This window comes from Actinophytocola sp. NPDC049390, from assembly GCF_044466355.1.
Taxonomy (GTDB): domain Bacteria; phylum Actinomycetota; class Actinomycetes; order Mycobacteriales; family Pseudonocardiaceae; genus Actinophytocola.
The window spans coordinates 745,926-765,420 of sequence record NZ_JBITMQ010000002.1; the positions used below are offsets into that span (position 1 = coordinate 745,926).

Here is a 19,495-nt window from a genome sequence, read left to right on the forward strand (position 1 = left end):
CGGACGCTAGACCTTGCCGCCGGGGGCAGGGCAAACCCGCGCGCGGACCCCGCCCGACCACTCCTTACGATCGGCTCGTGCCGCTGGAAACGCTGAAGGCCCGCATCGACCGCCTGCCCAACCCGAGCCGACGGCTGCAGGTCGGGTTCGCCGTCGCCGTCCTCGCCACGCAGGCGCTGATCGCGATGACCGGCGCGGTCGTCCGGGTCACCGGCTCCGGCCTCGGCTGCCCCACGTGGCCGCAGTGCTTCCCCGGCAGCATGGTCCCTGTCTCCCACCCCGAGTACGACACGCTCAACCAGTGGATCGAGTACGGCAACCGCCTGTTCACGGGCGTCGTCGGCATCATCGCCGGGGTCTGCTTCGTGCTCGCCTACCTGAACCGCCCGCGCACCGACCGCCGCTACCTGTGGCTCGCGGCCGCCATGCCGATCGGCGTCGTCGTCCAGGCGGTCATCGGCGGCCTGACCGTGCGGCTGGACCTGGTGTGGTGGAGCGTCGCGGTGCACCTGCTCGCGTCCACGATCATGGTGTGGCTCGCGACGCTGCTCGTGCACGCCGTGCCCCGCGACGAGGCCCCCGGCACGGCCGAGCCCGTCCCCGGCACCCTGTCGACGTGGCTGTACGTCCAGACCGCGTTCCTCGCCGGGCTGCTCGTCACCGGCACCATGGTCACCGGCGCGGGCCCGCACGGCGGCGACCCGGCGACCCCGCGCTTCGACGTCCCGGTCGAGACCATGGCCCACGTGCACGCGGCGTTCCTGTACGCGTTCCTCGGGTCGCTGGTGCTGCTCGGGATCTGGCTGGCTCGTCAGCACGCGTTCTCCCCGCCGTGGCGGCGCTACCAGGTGCTGGTCGCCGTGGTGCTCGCGCAGGGCACCGTCGGGTTCGTGCAGTTCTGGACCGGCGTCCCGGAACTGCTGGTCTGCCTGCACGTTCTCGGCGCGATGTGCGTGATCATCGCCACCGGTTCGCTGTGGTGCGGGGTGCGCGGTCGTGCCTCGGTGGATCACACAACTATGGCGGGTGCGTCCGAGACCGCCTAACCTGGAGACGGAAACCTACGGATACGTAACCGTAGGTCCACGTCACCAGGCCGCGTCCCGGCCGAGTTATGAGGTTCCGCCACCATCTCCCCCACACTGACGCCCACGCGCGAACCCCAGGCGCCCAAGCCCATCATCTCCGGCCGTCGCTCCGGCGCCGAACACGTGACCGTCCAGGTCTTCCTCATCCTCCCCCTGCTCGCCCTCGCCGCCGCGGTCCCGTTCGCGTGGGGCTGGGGGCTCGGCTGGGTCGACGTCGGCCTCGCCGCCGGTTTCTACCTGGTCAGCTCGCTCGGCGTGACCGTCGGATACCACCGCTACTTCACCCACGGGTCGTTCAAGGCGAAGAGACCGCTGCGGATCGCGCTCGCGCTGGCGGGCAGCCTCGCGTCCCAGGGCTCGGTCGTCTCGTGGGTCGCCGACCACCGGCGCCACCACGCGTTCTCCGACAAGGAGGGCGACCCGCACTCGCCGTGGCTGTTCGGCACCTCGCCACTGGCGATCGCCAAGGGTTTCTGGCACGCGCACATGGGCTGGCTGTTCCAGCGGGACAAGACCAACGCCGAGCGGTTCGCGCCGGATCTGCTGTCGGACAAGGACATCCAGCTCGTCGACAAGCTGTTCATCCCGATGACCGCGGTGACGCTCGGCCTGCCCGGTGTGCTCGGCGGCCTGATCACCATGTCCTGGTGGGGTGTCGTGACCGGCATCTTCTGGGCGGGCTTCGTGCGGGTGGCGTTCCTGCACCACGTCACGTGGTCGGTCAACTCGATCTGCCACATGATCGGCTCGCGGCCGTTCGTGAGCCGCGACAAGGCGGCCAACTTCTGGCCGCTCGCGATCCTGTCCATGGGCGAGTCGTGGCACAACTCCCACCACGCGGACCCGACGGGCGCCCGGCACGGGGTGCGACGTGGGCAGATCGACATCTCCGCGCGGGTGATCTGGATCTTCGAGAAGCTCGGCTGGGCGTGGGCCGTACGCTGGCCCCGACCGGAACGGCTGGCCGCCAAGCTCGCGGCGTAGGGTCCTGCCGGTCGCAGACTGTTCCCGTGATCGTGGAGGACAACCGTGGCCGACCCCATCGACGCCATTCTCGTGCACGCCACCGGCGGGCCGGAGGTGCTGACGCCGTCGACGATCGACGCGCCGGTCCCCGGCCCCGGTGAGCTGCTCGTGTCGGTGGCCGCGGCCGGGGTGAACTACATCGACACCTACCAGCGCCGCGGCCTCTACCCGCGCGACCTGCCGTTCGTGCCGGGTGCCGAGGGCGCCGGCACGGTGGTCGCGGTCGGTGCGGACGTCACCGGCCACGCCGTGGGTGACCACGTGGCGTGGGCCGACGCACCGGGCTCGTACGCGCGGCAGGTGGTCGTCCCGGCGCGGAAGGCGTTCGCGGTGCCGGACGGCGTCGAGGACGACACGGCCGCGGCGGCGATGCTGCAGGGCCTGACCGCGCACTACCTCGTGACGTCGACGTACGCGGTCAAGCCGGGCGACACCGTGCTGGTGCACGCCGCCGCGGGCGGCATGGGTCTGCTGCTGACCCAGCTGGTGAAGGCACGCGGCGGCAGGGTCATCGGCACGGTGTCCACGCCCGAGAAGGAGGCACTCGCCCGCGAGGCAGGCGCCGACGAGGTCATCCGGTACACGGAGACCGACTTCGTGCCTGCCGTGCGGGACCTCACGGGCGGGGTCGGCGTGGCGGTCGTGTACGACGGCGTCGGCAGGACCACGTTCGACGGCAGCCTGGCCTGCCTCGCTCGGCGGGGTGTGCTGGCGTTGTACGGCGCGTCGAGCGGGCCGGTCCCGCCGGTGGACCCGCAGCGGCTGAACGCGGCGGGGTCGGTGTTCCTGACCCGGCCGACGCTCGCCCACCACATCGCGACGCCCGAGGAGTTCCGGTGGCGTTGCGACGAGCTGTTCCAGGCCATCGGCGCCGGACGCGTGTCCGTGCGGATCGGTGGCCGTTACCCGCTCGCCGACGCCGCCACGGCGCACGCCGACCTGGAGGCACGGCGGACCACGGGAAAGCTGCTCCTGATCCCCTGACGGCGCCACCGGATCTTCGGGGTTTCGTCGAGTTCACCGCTCGGTTCGATGTCTGTTAGGTCACATTCCGCGTCGCACTGACTACTCGTTGGGGGCTGCCCGAACACCGGCGACACGTCCGGGCCACCGCGACTGACACAGGCCGTGAGCGACGCCAAAACAAGCGCCACCACCGCGAACCTGCCGACCATGGGCATCACGTCGTGGGCCTGGATGGCCGTTTTCCTGGGGATCCAGTGCATCACGGAACAGGCACGGTCACGCACCCGTCCCCTTCCTCCCTTGCACACGGAGAGGTACAGTAACTCCTCGCACTCGATCAGACACAGAGAGCAAGTCCCTCGTTCGAGTGTGCCTTCAGGGAGGTGAGAACCACTATGCCCGCGGAAGCCGACAGGGGCTCCCGCGAGAAGAACCCCATTCAAGAGATCTTCTGGACCAGAACCGGCCTCCTACTCCTGATACTGGTCGTGGTCTCCGGACTGACCATGGTCCTGTCGGCGAACCTTGACCCCGGCGTCGGCAAGAACCTGGTCACCGCGGTGGCCACCGGCACCCTGGTCTCGGCCATCGTCGGCTTCGGCCAGACCCTCATCACCGCGACCGCCACCCAGCGGGCGATGCTCACGCCGCTGATCGAGGAATCTCGACAGTCGCTGCGTGACCTGTCCGCCGAGTACCGGTCGATGAACCGTGAGTTCTTCCCCACCCACGTCTTCGAACCGACCGCGGAGCCCAATCCCGCGCTCAACCGGCTGATGATGCAGGACCTGCAGAACACGAGGCAGTACCTGTTCCGAGGTTTCTCCGGTCGGCACGCGGCCGCCCGGCTGCTGTTGTCCAAGGCAGAGTGGGAACTTCGCGCGGTGGTCGCGGACCCCGACAACCTCTCGGGGATCAGCGGACGTGCCCGCTACCTGATCCGCCACTCGGCGGCCGACGTGGACGTCGACACGATCCAGGCCCGGCTGCACCAGGAGATCAGGATGGGCCTGGTCGGGCTGTACCTGGCCCGCAGCAGGTGCACGCGGATGGAGGTCACGATCATCTCCGATCCGCCGCTGGACCGGCTGGAGATCTTCGACGACAGCGTGTGGGTGACGCTCTACAGCGACGCGCACGCACCCGCCGAATATCCCCGCACGCTGCGGTTCTCGGACGGTTCGTTCATCTACAACATGGAACGCGCGGAGTTCGGCCGCATCAGCGCGTCCCATCACGCACACCATCTCGTGATCACGCCGGAAACGACACGGGAGGAGTTCATCTCGCGGTTCGAGAAGATCACCAATTCGACATTGAGCGAGGAGCAGTTCCTCGAGCTCAACGCGGAGTTCTACAACTTCCTCCGCGATTTCGCCGCCACAGCTGAGTTGGGGAGCTGATGTCCCGTGGCCACCAAGGGCTCCGCGCTCACGGAGCTGGCAGAGCAGTTGCGGAGCGCCGACTTCGACCTCCTGTCCCGCTGGGAACAGGTGGACCGGTGGTTCGATTCCTGGTCCACCCGGCCGAACCTGCGCACCGACCTCCGCACCCACCTGCTCGAACTGCCCACCGAGCAGGCGAACACGGTCATCGCACGGTCAAGGGAGACGACGACGCACTTCGCGTGGTGCCTGCGCGACCGGCGCGACGAGCCGTTCACGTTCTGGCTGCACGAGTACAAGGAGCAGCGTGACTGGCGCGCGGGCTACGCCGACTCGGTGCACAACCACCGGTACCACTTCTGCACGACCATCCTGAAAGGCGCCTACCTGCACGAACGCTATGCCGCGGCGATCAAGCCGGACAACGGCCTGATCTCCGCCACCACGAAACTGTCCGAAACCGAATGCACGGAGGGCGCCGCGGGCTGCCTGCTCGCGTCCGACTTCCACCGCATTCCGCGCGCGATGAACGGGACCATGACGTTCCTGGTCAAGTCGAGGGAGGTCACGCCGTGGAGCCTGTCCTACGACCCCGTCACGCAGGAAAGTCACCGGCACGTACCGGTCGAATCGCGCTTGTCGCACCTCGCGGCACGACTGTGAGCCGCGACTGAAAGGAGTCGAAAGGGCCCGGCTACCGCAGACAATTCCGTCCCCGGCGTTTACCATCTACCTCCACGAGCCCCCCTTCCGCGCCGACCGCACCGGCGTGGGCGACGGCGCGGTTCGGAGGGGTCGATGTCTGTCGAGGAAAACACGCCTGCTGGCGACTTGGTGCCGGTGATCGCACCGGATGTGGTCGACGCCGTCGAGGCGGACGTCCACCGGATCTGCACGCGCTATGCCGCGCGCCTGCAGTTCCACGGGTGGCACCACGTGTCGTTCGTCCGCACGAAGGCGGCGCGGTTCGCCGTGCTCAACGGCGCCGAGGTGAGCGTCGTCGAGACGGCCGCGCTGGTGCACGACGTCAACTACCTGGTCCGCAGGAACTCCTCCGCCGCCACGGGCGGGCGGTTGCGGCGCGCGATCCTGAAACGGGCGGGCGTCGCCCCGCACGTGGCCGCGTGGATCGACTGCATCGTGGTCGAGGCGGAGATGGCCACCCGCGGCCGCGACATCTCGCTCGAGGCGCAGGCGCTCTCGGACGCCGACACGCTGTTCAAGGCGCTGCCGGTCACCCCGGTGGTGCTGGCGCACAAGTACCTCGAGGAGAACGGGATCGGCCTGCGGGAGCTCGCGAACAAGATCTGCGGCGAGCAGCAGGGCGTGCACGACGAGGGCTTCTACTTCTACAACCCGGAAGCCGCCGCCATGTACACCCGCTGGGCGTCGGCGAACCTCCAGCTGTGGCAGTGCATCCGCGAGTCACTGGACGACGCGGACGTCTCCCAGCTGCTGGCCGCCGTCGCCGCCGCGAGTCCCGCCGCCGCCTCCTAGTCGCCCGCGGGGTCGCCCGCGGGGCGTTCCTGCAGCACCCAGCGGTTGCCGTCCGGGTCGCTGAAGCCCACGAACGAGTTCCACCGGTCGCCCGGCCCGTCGACCTGCTCGCCGTTCTCGAAGTGGTACACCGGCGTGGCGTCGACGCCGCGGCCGACCAGTTCGTCGCGGGCGCGCTGGACGTCCTCGACGACGATCTGCACGCCCTTCAGGTCGCCGGGTGTCATCTCGCTCGTGCCGCGGCCGAAGCCGATCGAGCAGCCCGACCCCGGCGGGGTCACCTGGACGAAGCGGAAGTCGCCCGCCTCGTGGTCGACGTCGACGGGGAACGCGAGCTTGTTCGCGTAGAAGTCCTTGGCCCGGTCCACGTCGGTGACGGGCACGGGGATCATCTCGATCTTCCAGTCCATGGGTCGCTCCAGTGTGCGGGCGAGGCGGTCGAAGCCTTCGCCGACGCCACGTGCCATGCCGGAGCCGGCGACGGCGTCGCGGATCTCGGGGGTCGGGAACGTGGCGGTGTGGGTGAGGTGGGTGTCGCCGGTCAGCGCGATGGTGATCACCGACTCGTGGGCGGCGCGGGCGTGGCAGTCGGGGTTGCGCTCGGTCATGACGAGGCGGTCGGGCGGGTCGATCTCGAGGTACGTGCCACCCAGCGCCATCTCCTCCCCCGCCGGGCCGCGCAGCACGTAGTGCCAGGTCCCGCCGGGTCGCAGGTCGATCTCGCAGACGACGAGCCGCCAGCCGTGCGGACCGAACCAGCGCCGCAGCAGGCCCGGGTCCGTGTGGGCCTCGAACACCCGTTGCCTGGGCGCGGCGAAGGTGCGGGTGATGACGATGTCGCGGTCACTCATCGGAGAGCACCTGGTCGAGCCGGTCGTAGCTCTCCTCCCAGAACCGCCGGTAGCCGCCGAGCCACTCGGTCGCGGCCCGCATGGGCGCGGCGACGAGGCGACACGGCCTGCGTTGCGCGTCCCGGCCGCGTTCGACCAGGCCGGCGCGTTCCAGGACCTTGAGGTGCTTGGAGATGGCGGGCTGCGTCATGGCGAACGGCTCGGCCAGCTCCTTCACCGTCGCCTCGCCCCTGGACAGCCGGGCGAGGATGGCACGCCGCGTGGGGTCGGCCAGCGCGGCGAATGTGACGTCGAGGGTCGCCGTCACGATTGATTACCCCTCGGTTTCATAACCGGAAGGTTATCGGAGGTGTCAAGACCCCGCCCCGGCCTACCCGACGATGGCACGCGGCGACGGCGAGAGCCGCGCCCGTTCGGCGCCGCGAACACGCACGCCGACCTTCCCGCACAGCTTTGTCGAACTGGTGACCCCCGACGTCGGTTCAATGCCCGAGGACGCCCGGTTCGTGCCGCTCGACGCGCCACCCGACGTGCTGCCTGCCCTGATCACCCGGATCGAGGCGACCACCGAAGGCATCGCGCACGGCGGGGTGAACACGGTGCGCCGCCCGGTCGACGGCGATGTGGAGACGATTCGCTACCTGGAGCTCGACGACGAGGTCACGCTCCGCACCCCGGCCCCGGAGGCCGCGGCCGCCAGGTACGAGACGTACGTCGGTCGGCCACAACGGCTCGTGCGGTTCGTGCCCGGCGACGAGACGGCGTTCGTGTCCTACGCGGTCGCCGTGCGGGACGTGGCCGCGTTGCCCGCGGCGACGGTCGACGTGCTCGGTGCCCGGATCGAGTTCCGACCCAGCTAGAACGGGAGACCGACCACCGGGAGGCCCAGCGCCGAGTCGACGGCCAGCGCGACGAACACGAGCGTCAGGTACGTGTTCGACATGTGGAAGAGCTTCATCGGCTTGCCGGGCTCGCCGCGCTTGATCGCCGCGTACAGGCGGTGCGCGACGATCATGAACCAGCCGCCGGTGAGGACCGCGAACGCGGTGTACACCCAGCCGGTCGCGGGGACCAGCAGCAGCGTCCACACGACCATCACCCACGAGTACGTGACGATCTGCCGGGCCACCCGGTCGGCGGTCGTCACGACGGGCAGCATGGGCACGCCCGCCCGGGCGTAGTCGTCCTTGAACTTCATCGCCAGCGCCCAGAAGTGGGGTGGGGTCCAGAAGAAGATCACGCCGAACATGACCAGCGCGGGCCACTCGACCGAGCCCGTGACCGCCGACCAGCCGATCACGACCGGCATGCAGCCCGCGGCACCGCCCCACACGATGTTCTGCGCGGTCCTGCGCTTCAGAACCATCGTGTAGATCAGTACGTAGAACAGGATGGCGGCGACGGCCAGCAGCGCCGCCAGGAGGTTGGTCGTGGGCCACAGCCACGCGAAGGACAGCACGCCGAGGGTGACCCCGAACACGAGCGCGTTCCGCGTGGGCACCTGGTGCTTGGGGAGCGGGCGCGCCGACGTGCGCTTCATCACCGCGTCGATGTCGGCGTCGGCGACGCAGTTCAGCGCGTTCGCGGAACCCGCGGCCATCGTCCCGCCGAAGAGGGTGGCGAACACGAGCCACGGCGACGGGATGCCCCGCTCGGCCAGCATCATGGCCGGCACGGTCGTGACCAGCAGGAGCTCGATGATCCTCGGCTTGGTCAGCGCGACGTACGCACGCACGACATCCTTGCGGCTGCGGCGCGGGGCTTCGGTCGTCGCCCCCAGCGCTGCGCTCACTGGCGGCTCCTGACTGGTGTAAGTGGCGGCTGTCCGGGTAACGGCTCGAATGGTAGCCGCGTGACCATGGACGGCCGCCGTCGGGTGGTTTCGTTAGGCTGAGAAACACAGCCGGGAATTGAGCGGGGAACCCGAGGATGACCAGCGCGGTCGTGCACCGAGCATGATCGGCAACACGATTAGGTGGGAGCTTGAGTCCGTGTCCATGAGCGCCGACGAACTGGCCCGTTTGACCACACCGAACCTGCCTGACGACTGGACCGACCTCGACAAACGCGCCGTGGACACCATCCGGGTCCTCGCCGCGGACGCCGTCCAGCACGTCGGCAACGGTCACCCGGGCACCGCGATGAGCCTCGCTCCGGTCGCGTACGCCCTCTACCAGCGGGTGATGCGCCACGACCCGAGTGACCCGGACTGGATCGGCCGCGACCGGTTCGTGCTGTCGGCCGGCCACTCGAGCCTGACGCTGTACCTGCAGCTGTTCCTGTCCGGCTACGGGCTGGAGATCGAGGACATCGCCGCGCTGCGCACGTGGGGTTCCAAGACCCCCGGCCACCCCGAGCACGGGCACACCGCCGGTGTGGAGATCACCACGGGCCCGCTCGGCCAGGGTCTCGCCTCCGCGGTCGGCATGGCGATGGCCGCCCGCCGCGAGCGCGGCCTGTTCGACCCGGACGCCGCGCCGGGCGAGAGCGTGTTCGACCACCAGATCTACGTGATCGCCTCCGACGGTGACATCGAGGAGGGCGTCACCTCCGAGGCGTCGTCCATCGCGGGCCGCCAGGAGCTGGGCAACCTCACGGTCATCTACGACGACAACAAGATCTCCATCGAGGACGACACGAACATCGCGCTGTCCGAGGACACCGCGAAGCGTTACGAGGCCTACGGCTGGCACGTCCAGGTCGTCGAGGGTGGCGAGGACGTCGTCGCGATCCTGGCCGCGCTGGAGGCGGCGAAGGCGGAGACCGCGCGGCCGTCGTTCATCCTCCTGAAGACCGTGATCGGCTACCCGGCGCCGAACAAGATGAACACCGGCAAGGCGCACGGTGCCGCGCTGGGCGCCGACGAGGTCGCCGAGGTCAAGAAGATCCTCGGCTTCGACCCGGACCAGCACTTCGCGGTCGAGCCGGAGGTGCTCAAGCACGCCCGCCTGGCCGCCGACCGCGGCAAGCAGGCGCACGAGGAGTGGCAGAAGGCCTTCGACGCGTGGGCGGCCGCCAACCCGGAGCGCAAGGCGCTGCTGGACCGTGCGGGCGCCTACCGGCTGCCCGACGGCTGGGCCGACGCGCTGCCGTCGTGGGACCCGGACCCCAAGGGGATCGCGACCCGCAAGGCGTCCGGCGAGGTGCTGAACGCGCTCGCCGACGTGCTCCCCGAGCTGTGGGGTGGCTCCGCGGACCTCGCGGAGAGCAACAACACCACGATGAAGGGCGCCGACTCGTTCGGGCCGGAGGCGGCGAAGACGAAGGAGTGGGACGCCCACCCGTACGGGCGCACGCTGCACTTCGGTGTCCGCGAGCACGCGATGGGCTCGATCCTCAACGGCATCGTGCTGCACGGCCCGACCCGGCCGTACGGCGCGACGTTCCTCGTGTTCTCCGACTACATGCGCCCACCGGTCCGGCTCGCCGCGCTGCAGAAGCTGCCGGTGACCTACGTGTGGACGCACGACTCGATCGGCCTCGGCGAGGACGGCCCGACGCACCAGCCGATCGAGCACCTCGCCGCGCTGCGCGCCATCCCGGGCCTGGTCGTGCTGCGGCCGGGTGACGCGAACGAGACCGCCGCCGCGTGGCGGGCGGTGCTGGAGCAGCACGACGCGCCGGTCGGCATCGCGCTGACGCGGCAGAACCTGCCCGTGCTGGAAGGCACGAAGGAGAAGGCGGCCGAAGGGGTCGCCAAGGGCGCGTACGTGCTCGAGGACAGCTCGGCGGGCGTGCCCCAGGTGGTGATCGTCGCCACCGGCTCCGAGCTGCAGATCGCGGTCGAGGCCAGGAAGGTTCTCGAGGGCGATGGCGTTGCCACGAGAGTGGTGAGCATGCCGTCGCAGGAGCTGTTCGAGGCCCAGGACCAGTCCTACCGCGACCACGTGATCCCACCGATCGTGAAGGCGCGGGTCGCCGTGGAGGCGGGCATCGCCCAGCCGTGGTACCGGTATGTCGGTGACGCGGGGGAGATCGTCTCCATCGAGCACTTCGGCGCTTCCGCCGACTACCAGACCCTGTTCAAGGAGTTCGGTTTCACCACGGAAGCCGTCGTCGCCGCGGCCCGTCGCTCACTTGAGAAGACTGAGAGGCTCGCATGACCGACAAGCTTGCCCAGCTGTCCGAGCTGGGCGTGTCCATCTGGCTCGACGACGTGTCGCGGGCCCGGCTCACCTCCGGCAACCTCGCCGGCCTGGTCCGGGACAAGCACGTGGTCGGGGTGACCAGCAACCCGACGATCTTCGCGAAGGCGCTGTCCAACGCGTCCGACTACGACGACCAGGTGCGTGAGCTGGCCGCCCGCGGCGCGTCGCTGGACGCGGCCGTCAAGGAGATCACCACCACCGACATCCGCAACGCCTGCGACCTGTTCCGGGACCTCTACACCAGCACCGGCGGTGTCGACGGCCGCGTGTCGATCGAGGTCGACCCGCGCCTGGCGCACGAGACGGACAAGACCGTCGCCGAGGCGCTGGACCTGTGGAAGACGGTCGACCGGCCGAACCTGCTCGTGAAGATCCCCGCCACCGAGGCCGGGATCCCCGCGATCACCCGCACGCTCGCGGAGGGCGTCAGCGTGAACGTCACGCTGATCTTCTCCGTCGAGCGGTACAAGGCCGTGATGGACGCCTTCCTGGCCGGCCTGGAGCAGGCGCAGGCGAACGGGCACGACATCCGGCAGCTCCACTCGGTCGCGTCGTTCTTCGTGTCCCGCGTGGACACCGAGGTCGACAAGCGGCTCGACGCCATCGGCACCGACGAGGCGAAGGCCCTGCGCGGCAAGGCGGCCGTGGCCAACGCGCGCCTCGCGTACGCGGCGTTCCAGGAGGCCTTCTCCGGTGCGCGCTGGGAGCGGCTGAAGGCGGCGGGCGCGCACGCGCAGCGTCCGCTGTGGGCGTCGACCGGCGTGAAGAACCCGGACTACTCCCCCACGCTGTACGTCGACGAGCTGGTCGTCGCCGACACGGTCAACACGATGCCGGAGAACACGCTGGACGCGGTTGCCGAGCACAGCGACCTGCACGGCGATACGGTGACCGGCACCGCGGGCGAGGCGCAGAAGGTGTTCGACGACCTCGTCGCGGTCGGCATCGACATCGACGACGTGTTCATCACCTTGGAGAACGAAGGCGTGGAGAAGTTCGAGAAGTCCTGGGAAGAGCTGCTCGACTCGGTCACCGAACAACTCGCCGCGGCGGGGAGCTGAGACGACCACATGACCGAGACGAACGACCTGCCGCCCGAGGCAGTGCGGATCGTGAAGCAGTTCGAGGACCTGATCAAGGGCAAGCTCGAGGGCCGCAAGCGGCTGATCGAGGACGCCGGGCCGCTCGCCGAGCAGCTGGCCGCTGACCGGGTCGCGTCCAAGCTCACCGCCCAGGACCCCACGCTGTGGGGCCCCGAGGCCGAGCCTGAGGCGTCGATCCGGTTGTCCTGGACCACGTTGCACGAGACGTCGCGCCCGCTGGTCGCGGACATCGAGGCGCTGCGGGCGGAACTGCACGCCGAGGGCGTGGACCGGGTCGTGCTGGCGGGCATGGGCGGGTCGTCGCTCGCGCCCGAGGTGATCACCCGCACCGCGAACGTGCCGCTGGTCGTGCTCGACACCACCGACCCGGGTCAGGTCGCCGACGCGCTTGAGGGCGACCTGACCCGCACGGTGCTCGTGGTGTCCTCGAAGTCGGGGTCCACTGTGGAGACCGACAGCCACCGCCGGATCTTCGAGAAGGCGTTCGCCGACGAGGGCATCGACGCCGCGTCGCGGATCGTGGTCGTGACCGACCCGGGCTCACCGCTGGAGGCGGCGGCGAAGGAGGCGGGCTACCGCAAGGTCTTCGCCGCCGACCCGCACGTGGGCGGGCGCTACTCGGCGCTGACCGCGTTCGGGCTGGTGCCCTCGGGGCTCGCGGGCGCCGACATCGGGAAGCTGCTCGACGAGGCGGCGGAGGCCGCTCCGGCACTGTCGCAGGACAGCACGAACAACCCGGCGATCGTGCTGGCGGCCGCGCTCGGCGGCGCGCACGGACGCGGCGCGGAGAAGGTGGTCATCGCCGACACCGGCTCCGGCATCAAGGGTTTCGGTGACTGGGCCGAGCAGCTGATCGCCGAGTCGACCGGCAAGAACGGCATCGGCCTGCTGCCCGTGGTGGTCGAGAGCCCGGAGTCACCGGACTTCTCCGACGCCCACTCCGACGCGGTGCCGATCGCCGTCGGCGAGGGCCGCAGCGGTTCGCTCATGGGCATCGAAGGCGCCCTCGGCGGCCAGTTCCTGCTGTGGGAGTACGCGACCGCGATCGTCGGGCGGCTCCTGGGCATCAACCCGTTCGACCAGCCGGACGTGGAGGCCGCGAAGAAGGCCGCCCGGTCGCTCCTGGACGCGCCGCGGTCGGAGCCGGCCACACCGACCTTTGTGGACGGTGCGGTCGAGGTGCACGCACCAGAGGCGCTGGCGGGTGAGACGACGCTCGCCGGTGTGCTGCGGGCGTTCATCGCGTCCGCGCCGGAGTTCGGCTACGTCGCCGTGCAGGCCTACCTCGACCGGATCGCGGACGCGTCGGCGGTCGTGCTGCGGCCGGAGTTCGCGCGGCGTTCCGGGCTGCAGACCACGTTCGGGTGGGGCCCGAGGTTCCTCCACTCGACCGGCCAGTACCACAAGGGCGGGCACCAGAACGGTGTCTTCCTGCAGCTGACCGGTGCCGTCGAGGACGACATCGAGGTCCCCGGCCGCCCCTACACACTCGGCACGCTGCAGCTCGCGCAGGCACTCGGCGACGGTCAGGTGCTGACCGAGCACGGGCGCCCGGTGCTGCGGCTGCACTTCACGGACCGGGCCGCCGGGCTGGCGCACCTGGTGACGGCGCTTCAGGAGGTCGGCAGGTGACACGCGGCTGGCAGAACCCGCTGCGCGACGAGCGGGACAAGCGGCTCCCCACGATCGCCGGGCCCTGCGGCCTGGTGATCTTCGGGGTGACCGGTGACCTGTCCAGGAAGAAGCTCATGCCGGCGATCTACGACCTGGCGAACCGGGGGCTGTTGCCACCCGGTTTCTCTTTGGTCGGGTTCGCCCGCCGCGACTGGGCGGACGAGGACTTCGGCAAGGTCGTGCACGACGCGGTGAAGGAGCACGCGCGCACGCCGTTCCGGCAGGAGGTCTGGGACCGCCTCGCCGAGGGCTGCCGGTTCGTGCAGGGCTCGTTCGACGACGACGTCGCGTTCGACAACCTGGTGCAGACCATCACCGACCTCGACCAGGTCCGTGGCACGGCGGGCAACCACGCGTTCTACCTGTCGATCCCGCCCGCCGCGTTCCCGAAGGTGATCCAGCAGCTGGCGCGCACGGGTCTCGCGGAGCCGAAGAACAACGAGTGGCGCCGCGTGGTCATCGAGAAGCCGTTCGGCCACGACCTGACGAGCGCCAAGCAGCTCAACAAGATGGTCAACGAGATCTTCCCCGAGGAGTCGGTGTTCCGCATCGACCACTACCTCGGCAAGGAGACCGTCCAGAACATCATGGCGATCCGGTTCGCCAACCAGCTGTTCGAGCCGATCTGGAACGGCAACTACGTGGACCACGTGCAGATCACCATGGCCGAGGACATCGGTCTCGGCGGTCGCGCGGGGTACTACGACGGCATCGGCGCCGCCCGTGACGTGATCCAGAACCACCTGCTGCAGCTGCTCGCGCTGACCGCGATGGAGGAGCCGGTTTCCTTCGACCCCAACGCGGTCCGCGCGGAGAAGGCGAAGATCCTGGCCGCCACCAAGCCGGTCGGCCCGTTCACCGAGACGACCGCGCGCGGCCAGTACACCGGTGGCTGGCAGGGCGGGCAGAAGGTGCCCGGCCTGCTGCAGGAGGGTGGCTTCGCGAAGGACTCGATCACCGAGACGTTCGCGGCCATCGAGCTGGCGGTGGACACCCGCCGCTGGGCCGGAGTGCCGTTCTACCTGCGCACCGGCAAGCGGCTCGGCCGTCGCGTCACCGAGATCGCCGTGGTGTTCAAGCGGGCGCCGCACCTGCCGTTCGACGCCACGTCCACCGAGGAGCTCGGCCAGAACGCACTGGTGTTCCGGGTGCAGCCCGACGAGGGCGTGACGATGCGGTTCGGTTCGAAGGTGCCCGGCTCCACCATGGAGGTCCGGGACGTGAACATGGACTTCTCCTACGGCCACTCGTTCACCGAGTCGTCGCCGGAGGCCTACGAGCGGCTGATCCTGGACGTGCTGCTCGGTGAGCCGTCGCTGTTCCCGAAGAACGACGAGGTCGAGCTGTCCTGGCAGATCCTCGACCCGATCCTGAAGGCCTGGCGGACCAACGGGAAGCCGGAGCCCTACCAGGCAGGCACCTGGGGCCCCGACTCGGCGGACCGCATGCTGTCCCGCACCGGCCGTCACTGGAGGCGACCATGATCATCGATCTGCCTGCCACCACGACGTCGCAGGTGAACAGCAAGTTGGTGCACCTGCGTGAGCAGGGTGGCGCGAACACCATCGGGCGCGTGCTGACGCTGGTGATCGTCACCGACGACAGCGAGCGCACCGAGGACGTCATCGACGCGGCCAACCACGCGAGCCGCGAGCACCCGTGCCGGGTGATCGTGGTGGCGCGCGGGGCGAAGAAGGCCGCGGCGCGGCTGGACGCGCAGATCCGCGTCGGCGGTGACGCGGGCGCCAGCGAGGTCATCGTGCTGCGCCTGTACGGCCCGCTCGCGAGCGAGGGCGCGTCGTGTGTGGTGCCGCTGCTGCTGCCGGACGCGCCGGTGGTGGCGTGGTGGCCGTTCGAGGCGCCCACGTCACCGGAGAAGGACCCGATCGGCAGGCTGGCGACCCGGCGGATCACCGACGCCGCCGCCGAGCGCAACCCGACACGGTCGCTCGAGGCCCGCGCGAAGTCCTATGCGGACGGTGACACGGACCTGGCGTGGACGCGGTTGACGCTGTGGCGTGCGCTGCTCGCGGCCGCGCTGGACCTGCCGCCGTTCGAGCGGGTGACGGGCGCGTCGGTGTCCGGGGAGACCGACTCGCCGTCGGCGGACCTGCTGGCCGCGTGGCTCGCGTCGAAGCTGCGGCTGCCGGTGAAGCGCACGAAGGCCAAGTCCGGTCAGGGCATCGTGTCGGTGGTGCTGGAGCGCCGTTCCGGCAACATCGAGATCCACCGGCCGGACGGCGCGGTCGGTCTGCTGTCCCAGCCGGGTCAGCCGGACCGGCGGGTCGCGCTGCAGCGGCGCGCGGTGCGGGACTGCATCGCCGAGGAGCTGCGGCGGCTGGACCCGGACGAGATCTACGAGTCCGCGCTCAAGGCGCTGAACAAGGTCGACCGCGGCCGGGGTGCCGCGGCCACGCGCAAGGCGAACGCGGCCAAGAAGGTCAAGGCGGAGGCGACGGCGTCGTGACCCCCGCGACCATCGTCCACGCGTCGCAGGACGAGCTGGCGGCACGCACCGCCGAGCGGCTGGCCGCCGTCCTCGCCGAGGCACAGGCCGCCCGTGGCACGGCTTCTGTCGTGCTGACGGGCGGCCGCACCGGAGGTGCCGTGCTGGCCGCGCTGCGGGACGCCACGCTCGACTGGTCGACGATCGACGTCTACTGGGGCGACGAGCGGTTCCTGCCGGGCGGCGACCCGGAACGCAACGAAACGCTGGCGCGCCGGGAACTCCTCGACCACGTGCCGGTGGCGCCGGACCGGGTGCACCCGATGGCGCCGTCGGACGGCGAGTACGGCGACGATCCGGACGCGGCCGCCGAGGCGTACGCGGTGCTGCTCAAGGATGTCCCGTCGTTCGACGTGTGCCTGCTCGGGGTCGGCGAGGAGGGCCACACGGCGTCGATCTTCCCGCACTCCCCCGCTGTCGCCGAGACGGCGCGTGCGGTGGTCGCGGTCCGGGACTGCCCGAAGCCGCCGCCCACGCGCGTGTCGTTGACGCTGCCGACGATCGGCCGCGCGGCGCGGGTGTGGCTGATGACCGCCGGTGCGTCGAAGGCGGAGGCGGTCGCCGCGGCGCTCGCGGACGCCGACGCCGCGGACATCCCGGCAGCGGGGGCACGCGGACGGCAAGAGACGCTGTGGCTGCTGGACAAGGCAGCCGCCGGGGAGAACTGACACTCATACCTCCGTCACTTGACGGATGTCTCCGGCAAGTGACGAGAACAAGATTCTCGCGTGACCCCGGACCCAGGTAACGAGACAGTAGTCCAGCAGGTCTTCTGGGACCTGCCTTTCCCCGCCTATCGCTGGCAACTCATCGCCCACGCGGCCGTGTACGGCGCCGACGCCGTCACCATGTCGAAGTTGCACCGGCTACCGCTGCGCCGCTACTCCGACTGCCAGGATGTCGCGGCGACAATTGTCGCCGTCCAGAGCGCCCGTCCCCGCCCCCGCCGCTACCGGCCGGTGACGATCCCCATGAACGTGCCACACCGTTCGCTGATCGTCTCGGTCGTGCCGGCCATCGCCGACTAGGCGCCCCGGTCATGCGTATCGGCATCATCGGCGCCAGTCACCTCGGCACGGCGCTCAGCAGGCAGCTCGCCCTCACCGGGCACGAGGTGTCGCTGTGCGGCCTGCTGGTGGCACGCACGATGCGCGGCGTCGCCGCGTTCGCCGACGTCGCGGTCGTCGCGGTGCCGTTCGACCGCCACCGGGAACTGCCGGTGGCGGAGCTGGCGGGCAAACCGGTCATCGACACCACCAACTACGACCCCGTCCTCGACGGTCCCACCCCCGACCTCGACGACGACTGCCTGACCTCGAGTGACCTGATCCAGAGCCACCTCGTCACCGCGTACGTGGTGAAGGCGTTCAACGCGATCGGCTGGCAGCACCTGGGTGACCACGCCCACCGCGTTCCGCGCCGCGCCGTCCCCGTCGCGGGCGACGACCTGCGGGCGAAGAAGACCGCGATGGCACTGGCGGGCGAACTCGGTTTCGCACCGGTCGACGTCGGTGGCCTCACCGTCGGTGGCCGCAAGCTCCAGCCCGGCACCGACGTGTTCGGCGCGGACCTGACCGCGGACGACCTCCGCGCCCGTCTGCGCCTCACGACCTGACACCCGGCCCGAGGGCCGGTGGGGCGGCGCGGCCTCACCGGCCCTCCCTCGCGGGGATCGGCGGACTCGGTGTGGTTGGCCACATTTCCGCTGCTCATCACCGTCAGGAGGCGCACATTGGAACCCATGGACTCCGCGGATGTCGCGGCCGTGCTGGACGGTCTGTGCTTCCCGGCCTACCGCTGGGAAGTGATCGCGCAGGCGGAACTGTTCGGCACGGACTCGGTGACCAGGAGACGGCTCCACCGCCTCCCCGCCCGCCTGTACGCGGACTGCGACGACGTCGCGGCCACCGTCCGGGCCGCCGACGCGGCGGCCGACCGGCGTCGTCTCGCCCACCGGCACGCGCCGTTCTCGGGACCCGCCAAGGGTTTCGGGGTGGTGCACGGTCGCCGACGAGAAGGCGGCTAGAATCAGGAGTGCCAGCCGACAGCCGTAGGGAAGCGACGATGGGGACAGGCCCAGACCGTCTTCCGCCGGCGCATCTGAAGAAACCGGCGCCCGACATCCAGCGGATCATCGACCGCAGCCTGCGCGTCCGTGTGGTCCGGCACAACGACGACCTGCACGTGTGCCGCGTCGCGGGCGAGATCGACCTGCTGACGGTCTCCACCCTCGCGACCGTGCTGGAGGACCTGCACAGGCGACGCGTGCCCGCCGTGATCGTGGACCTCACGGAGGTCACCTACTGCGCGGCGGCCGGCGTCCGCGTCCTCCTCGACGCGACCGCACGCGCACGGTGGGCGGGCCAGCGCCTCGCCGTCGTGATCGCGAACCTCACGGTGGCCAGGGTCCTGCGCGCGACCGAGACCACCGAGGGCATCGAGAACTACTCGAGCCTCTCCGAGGCGATGGTGGCGCTGACGAGCTGAACGCTCATCCGTTGAGGCGCGCCAGGATCCGGTCGAGTGCACGCCGCACCACGTCGGGCACGCCGTCGTCGCGCAGGTCGGTCATGAGCTGCTCGTTGATCCCGCCCGGCGTCATGTGCCTGCCGGTCAACGCCGCGAGGTCGGCGTGCTTCGACAGCGACTCGCCGAGCTGACCGAAGATGTGGGTGACGTAGGCGTCGGCCGTGTTCGCGTCCACGCCGTGCTCGGTCATCCAGCCCGCGATGGTGGCGAGGTAGTCGAGGTGTGCCGCGAACGTCGCGGTCGCGGCGCTGAACACCTCCAGCGACGCTTCCTCGGCGGGCACCACGACGTCGCCGACCTGCTCGAACACGGCGCGGGCCGCGGCGTGGTCCGGGTACACCGCGGTGCGGCTCTTCCCGACGGCCGCCTGCGGCAGCGGGATGACCCGCACGACGTGGCCCGCGGGTGCGGCCCACTCCCGCAACAACGCCAGCCGCACCCCGGCGAGCGCGCTGATCACCACGTGTTCCGGCCGCCACGACAGCTCCGAGACAACGGTGCGGCCGATCGGCGGCCGGACCGCGAGCACGACCGTCGTCGCGTGCTCGAGCACGCCCTGGTTGCTGTCGCACACCCGCACGTTCGGGTACCGCGCGGCCAGCGCGCTCCCCCGGCCACGCGGTGACAGGAAGATCTCCGGCGGGTCGGCGACCGCGCGGGACAGTCCCGTCACCACGGCGGCCGTGAGCTCACCGGCCCCCACGAACCCGTACCGCCGCATC

21 protein-coding genes are annotated in these 19,495 nt (G+C 70.3%); 17 read left to right on the forward strand and 4 right to left on the reverse strand.

The genetic code is table 11. The annotated features are described in order from the left end of the window. Positions 1 to 77: 77 nt before the first annotated feature. The 6 genes from ACIBVP_RS09660 to ACIBVP_RS09685 all read left to right on the forward strand — a co-directional run bounded on the left by ACIBVP_RS09660 (position 78) and on the right by ACIBVP_RS09685 (position 5,962). Positions 78 to 1,046: a heme A synthase gene (locus ACIBVP_RS09660; protein ID WP_396105611.1), complete on the forward strand. Its 969-nt coding sequence runs from the start codon at positions 78 to 80 to the stop codon at positions 1,044 to 1,046. A gap of 84 nt (positions 1,047 to 1,130) precedes the next feature. Further along, entirely contained in the window at positions 1,131 to 2,072 is a 942-nt protein-coding gene (locus ACIBVP_RS09665; RefSeq protein WP_396105856.1) for an acyl-CoA desaturase, read from the forward strand. 66 nt (positions 2,073 to 2,138) lie between these two features. Beyond that, complete coding sequence (locus tag ACIBVP_RS09670) at positions 2,139 to 3,098, forward strand: quinone oxidoreductase family protein (RefSeq protein ID WP_396105857.1); 960 nt, start codon at positions 2,139 to 2,141, stop codon at positions 3,096 to 3,098. 377 nt (positions 3,099 to 3,475) lie between these two features. Then, positions 3,476 to 4,483, forward strand: coding sequence for a hypothetical protein (locus tag ACIBVP_RS09675; RefSeq protein WP_396105613.1), 1,008 nt, complete (start codon positions 3,476 to 3,478; stop codon positions 4,481 to 4,483). A 6-nt stretch (positions 4,484 to 4,489) separates the two neighbouring features. Continuing rightward, complete coding sequence (locus tag ACIBVP_RS09680; protein ID WP_396105614.1) at positions 4,490 to 5,128, forward strand: hypothetical protein; 639 nt, start codon at positions 4,490 to 4,492, stop codon at positions 5,126 to 5,128. Between the two features lie 135 nt (positions 5,129 to 5,263). Next, complete coding sequence (locus ACIBVP_RS09685) at positions 5,264 to 5,962, forward strand: HD family phosphohydrolase (RefSeq protein WP_396105615.1); 699 nt, start codon at positions 5,264 to 5,266, stop codon at positions 5,960 to 5,962. Here the strand turns inward: ACIBVP_RS09685 and ACIBVP_RS09690 are convergent. Together ACIBVP_RS09690 and ACIBVP_RS09695 are read right to left on the reverse strand one after the other, a co-directional pair. Then, positions 5,959 to 6,813 carry an SRPBCC domain-containing protein gene (locus tag ACIBVP_RS09690; RefSeq protein WP_396105616.1) on the reverse strand — a complete coding sequence of 285 codons (855 nt, stop codon included), beginning with the start codon at positions 6,811 to 6,813 and terminating at the stop codon, positions 5,959 to 5,961. The genes ACIBVP_RS09685 and ACIBVP_RS09690 overlap by 4 nt on opposite strands. Then, positions 6,806 to 7,123, reverse strand: coding sequence for an ArsR/SmtB family transcription factor (locus ACIBVP_RS09695; protein ID WP_396105859.1), 318 nt, complete (start codon positions 7,121 to 7,123; stop codon positions 6,806 to 6,808). Before ACIBVP_RS09695 ends, ACIBVP_RS09690 begins: the two co-directional genes overlap by 8 nt. A 175-nt stretch (positions 7,124 to 7,298) precedes the next feature. On the opposite strand from ACIBVP_RS09695, the gene ACIBVP_RS09700 reads away from it, so the two are divergent. After that, entirely contained in the window at positions 7,299 to 7,673 is a 375-nt protein-coding gene (locus tag ACIBVP_RS09700) for a hypothetical protein (protein WP_396105617.1), read from the forward strand. Here ACIBVP_RS09700 and ACIBVP_RS09705 read toward each other — a convergent pair. Beyond that, positions 7,670 to 8,593, reverse strand: a complete 924-nt coding sequence (locus tag ACIBVP_RS09705; protein WP_396105860.1) for a heme o synthase — start codon at positions 8,591 to 8,593, stop codon at positions 7,670 to 7,672. The genes ACIBVP_RS09700 and ACIBVP_RS09705 overlap by 4 nt on opposite strands. Positions 8,594 to 8,810: 217 nt before the next feature. Here ACIBVP_RS09705 and tkt point away from each other — a divergent pair, with 217 nt between their 5' ends. The 10 genes from tkt (at position 8,811) to ACIBVP_RS09755 (ending at position 18,731) form a co-directional block, all read left to right on the forward strand. Beyond that, positions 8,811 to 10,916 carry a transketolase gene (gene tkt / locus ACIBVP_RS09710; RefSeq protein ID WP_396105618.1) on the forward strand — a complete coding sequence of 702 codons (2,106 nt, stop codon included), beginning with the start codon at positions 8,811 to 8,813 and terminating at the stop codon, positions 10,914 to 10,916. Beyond that, positions 10,913 to 12,022: a transaldolase gene (tal, locus tag ACIBVP_RS09715; RefSeq protein ID WP_396105619.1), complete on the forward strand. Its 1,110-nt coding sequence runs from the start codon at positions 10,913 to 10,915 to the stop codon at positions 12,020 to 12,022. The genes tkt and tal overlap by 4 nt, the downstream gene beginning before the upstream one ends. A 9-nt stretch (positions 12,023 to 12,031) precedes the next feature. After that, positions 12,032 to 13,696, forward strand: coding sequence for a glucose-6-phosphate isomerase (locus tag ACIBVP_RS09720; protein ID WP_396105620.1), 1,665 nt, complete (start codon positions 12,032 to 12,034; stop codon positions 13,694 to 13,696). Continuing rightward, positions 13,693 to 15,222, forward strand: coding sequence for a glucose-6-phosphate dehydrogenase (gene zwf / locus ACIBVP_RS09725; RefSeq protein WP_396105621.1), 1,530 nt, complete (start codon positions 13,693 to 13,695; stop codon positions 15,220 to 15,222). The genes ACIBVP_RS09720 and zwf overlap by 4 nt, the downstream gene beginning before the upstream one ends. Continuing rightward, on the forward strand, positions 15,219 to 16,205 hold the full coding sequence (opcA, locus tag ACIBVP_RS09730) for a glucose-6-phosphate dehydrogenase assembly protein OpcA (protein WP_396105622.1): 987 nt from the start codon (positions 15,219 to 15,221) through the stop codon (positions 16,203 to 16,205). Before zwf ends, opcA begins: the two co-directional genes overlap by 4 nt. Next, positions 16,202 to 16,912, forward strand: coding sequence for a 6-phosphogluconolactonase (pgl, locus tag ACIBVP_RS09735; protein ID WP_396105623.1), 711 nt, complete (start codon positions 16,202 to 16,204; stop codon positions 16,910 to 16,912). Before opcA ends, pgl begins: the two co-directional genes overlap by 4 nt. Before the next feature lie 60 nt (positions 16,913 to 16,972). Next, positions 16,973 to 17,272, forward strand: coding sequence for a DUF2795 domain-containing protein (locus ACIBVP_RS09740; protein WP_396105624.1), 300 nt, complete (start codon positions 16,973 to 16,975; stop codon positions 17,270 to 17,272). A gap of 11 nt (positions 17,273 to 17,283) precedes the next feature. Beyond that, positions 17,284 to 17,859, forward strand: coding sequence for an NADPH-dependent F420 reductase (locus tag ACIBVP_RS09745; RefSeq protein ID WP_396105625.1), 576 nt, complete (start codon positions 17,284 to 17,286; stop codon positions 17,857 to 17,859). Positions 17,860 to 17,985: 126 nt separating this feature from the next. Next, complete coding sequence (locus ACIBVP_RS09750) at positions 17,986 to 18,270, forward strand: hypothetical protein (RefSeq protein WP_396105626.1); 285 nt, start codon at positions 17,986 to 17,988, stop codon at positions 18,268 to 18,270. A 38-nt stretch (positions 18,271 to 18,308) separates the two neighbouring features. Further along, positions 18,309 to 18,731 (forward strand): STAS domain-containing protein, encoded by a 423-nt coding sequence (locus ACIBVP_RS09755; RefSeq protein ID WP_396105627.1) that lies wholly within the window; start codon positions 18,309 to 18,311, stop codon positions 18,729 to 18,731. Between the two features lie 4 nt (positions 18,732 to 18,735). Here ACIBVP_RS09755 and ACIBVP_RS09760 read toward each other — a convergent pair whose 3' ends face one another. Continuing rightward, positions 18,736 to 19,494, reverse strand: coding sequence for an NAD(P)-binding domain-containing protein (locus ACIBVP_RS09760; protein ID WP_396105628.1), 759 nt, complete (start codon positions 19,492 to 19,494; stop codon positions 18,736 to 18,738). Position 19,495: the final 1 nt, after the last annotated feature.

Coding starts and splice junctions, on each gene's coding strand:
- tkt (WP_396105618.1), top strand. CDS start 8,811: ATGAGCGCCGACGAACTGGCCCGTTTGACCACACCGAACCTGCCTGAC.
- opcA (WP_396105622.1), top strand. CDS start 15,219: ATGATCATCGATCTGCCTGCCACCACGACGTCGCAGGTGAACAGCAAG.
- tal (WP_396105619.1), top strand. CDS start 10,913: ATGACCGACAAGCTTGCCCAGCTGTCCGAGCTGGGCGTGTCCATCTGG.
- ACIBVP_RS09755 (WP_396105627.1), top strand. CDS start 18,309: ATGGGGACAGGCCCAGACCGTCTTCCGCCGGCGCATCTGAAGAAACCG.
- ACIBVP_RS09745 (WP_396105625.1), top strand. CDS start 17,284: ATGCGTATCGGCATCATCGGCGCCAGTCACCTCGGCACGGCGCTCAGC.
- ACIBVP_RS09750 (WP_396105626.1), top strand. CDS start 17,986: ATGGACTCCGCGGATGTCGCGGCCGTGCTGGACGGTCTGTGCTTCCCG.
- ACIBVP_RS09700 (WP_396105617.1), top strand. CDS start 7,299: ATGCCCGAGGACGCCCGGTTCGTGCCGCTCGACGCGCCACCCGACGTG.
- ACIBVP_RS09685 (WP_396105615.1), top strand. CDS start 5,264: ATGTCTGTCGAGGAAAACACGCCTGCTGGCGACTTGGTGCCGGTGATC.
- ACIBVP_RS09690 (WP_396105616.1), bottom strand. CDS start 6,813: ATGAGTGACCGCGACATCGTCATCACCCGCACCTTCGCCGCGCCCAGG.
- ACIBVP_RS09760 (WP_396105628.1), bottom strand. CDS start 19,494: ATGCGGCGGTACGGGTTCGTGGGGGCCGGTGAGCTCACGGCCGCCGTG.
- ACIBVP_RS09720 (WP_396105620.1), top strand. CDS start 12,032: ATGACCGAGACGAACGACCTGCCGCCCGAGGCAGTGCGGATCGTGAAG.
- ACIBVP_RS09675 (WP_396105613.1), top strand. CDS start 3,476: ATGCCCGCGGAAGCCGACAGGGGCTCCCGCGAGAAGAACCCCATTCAA.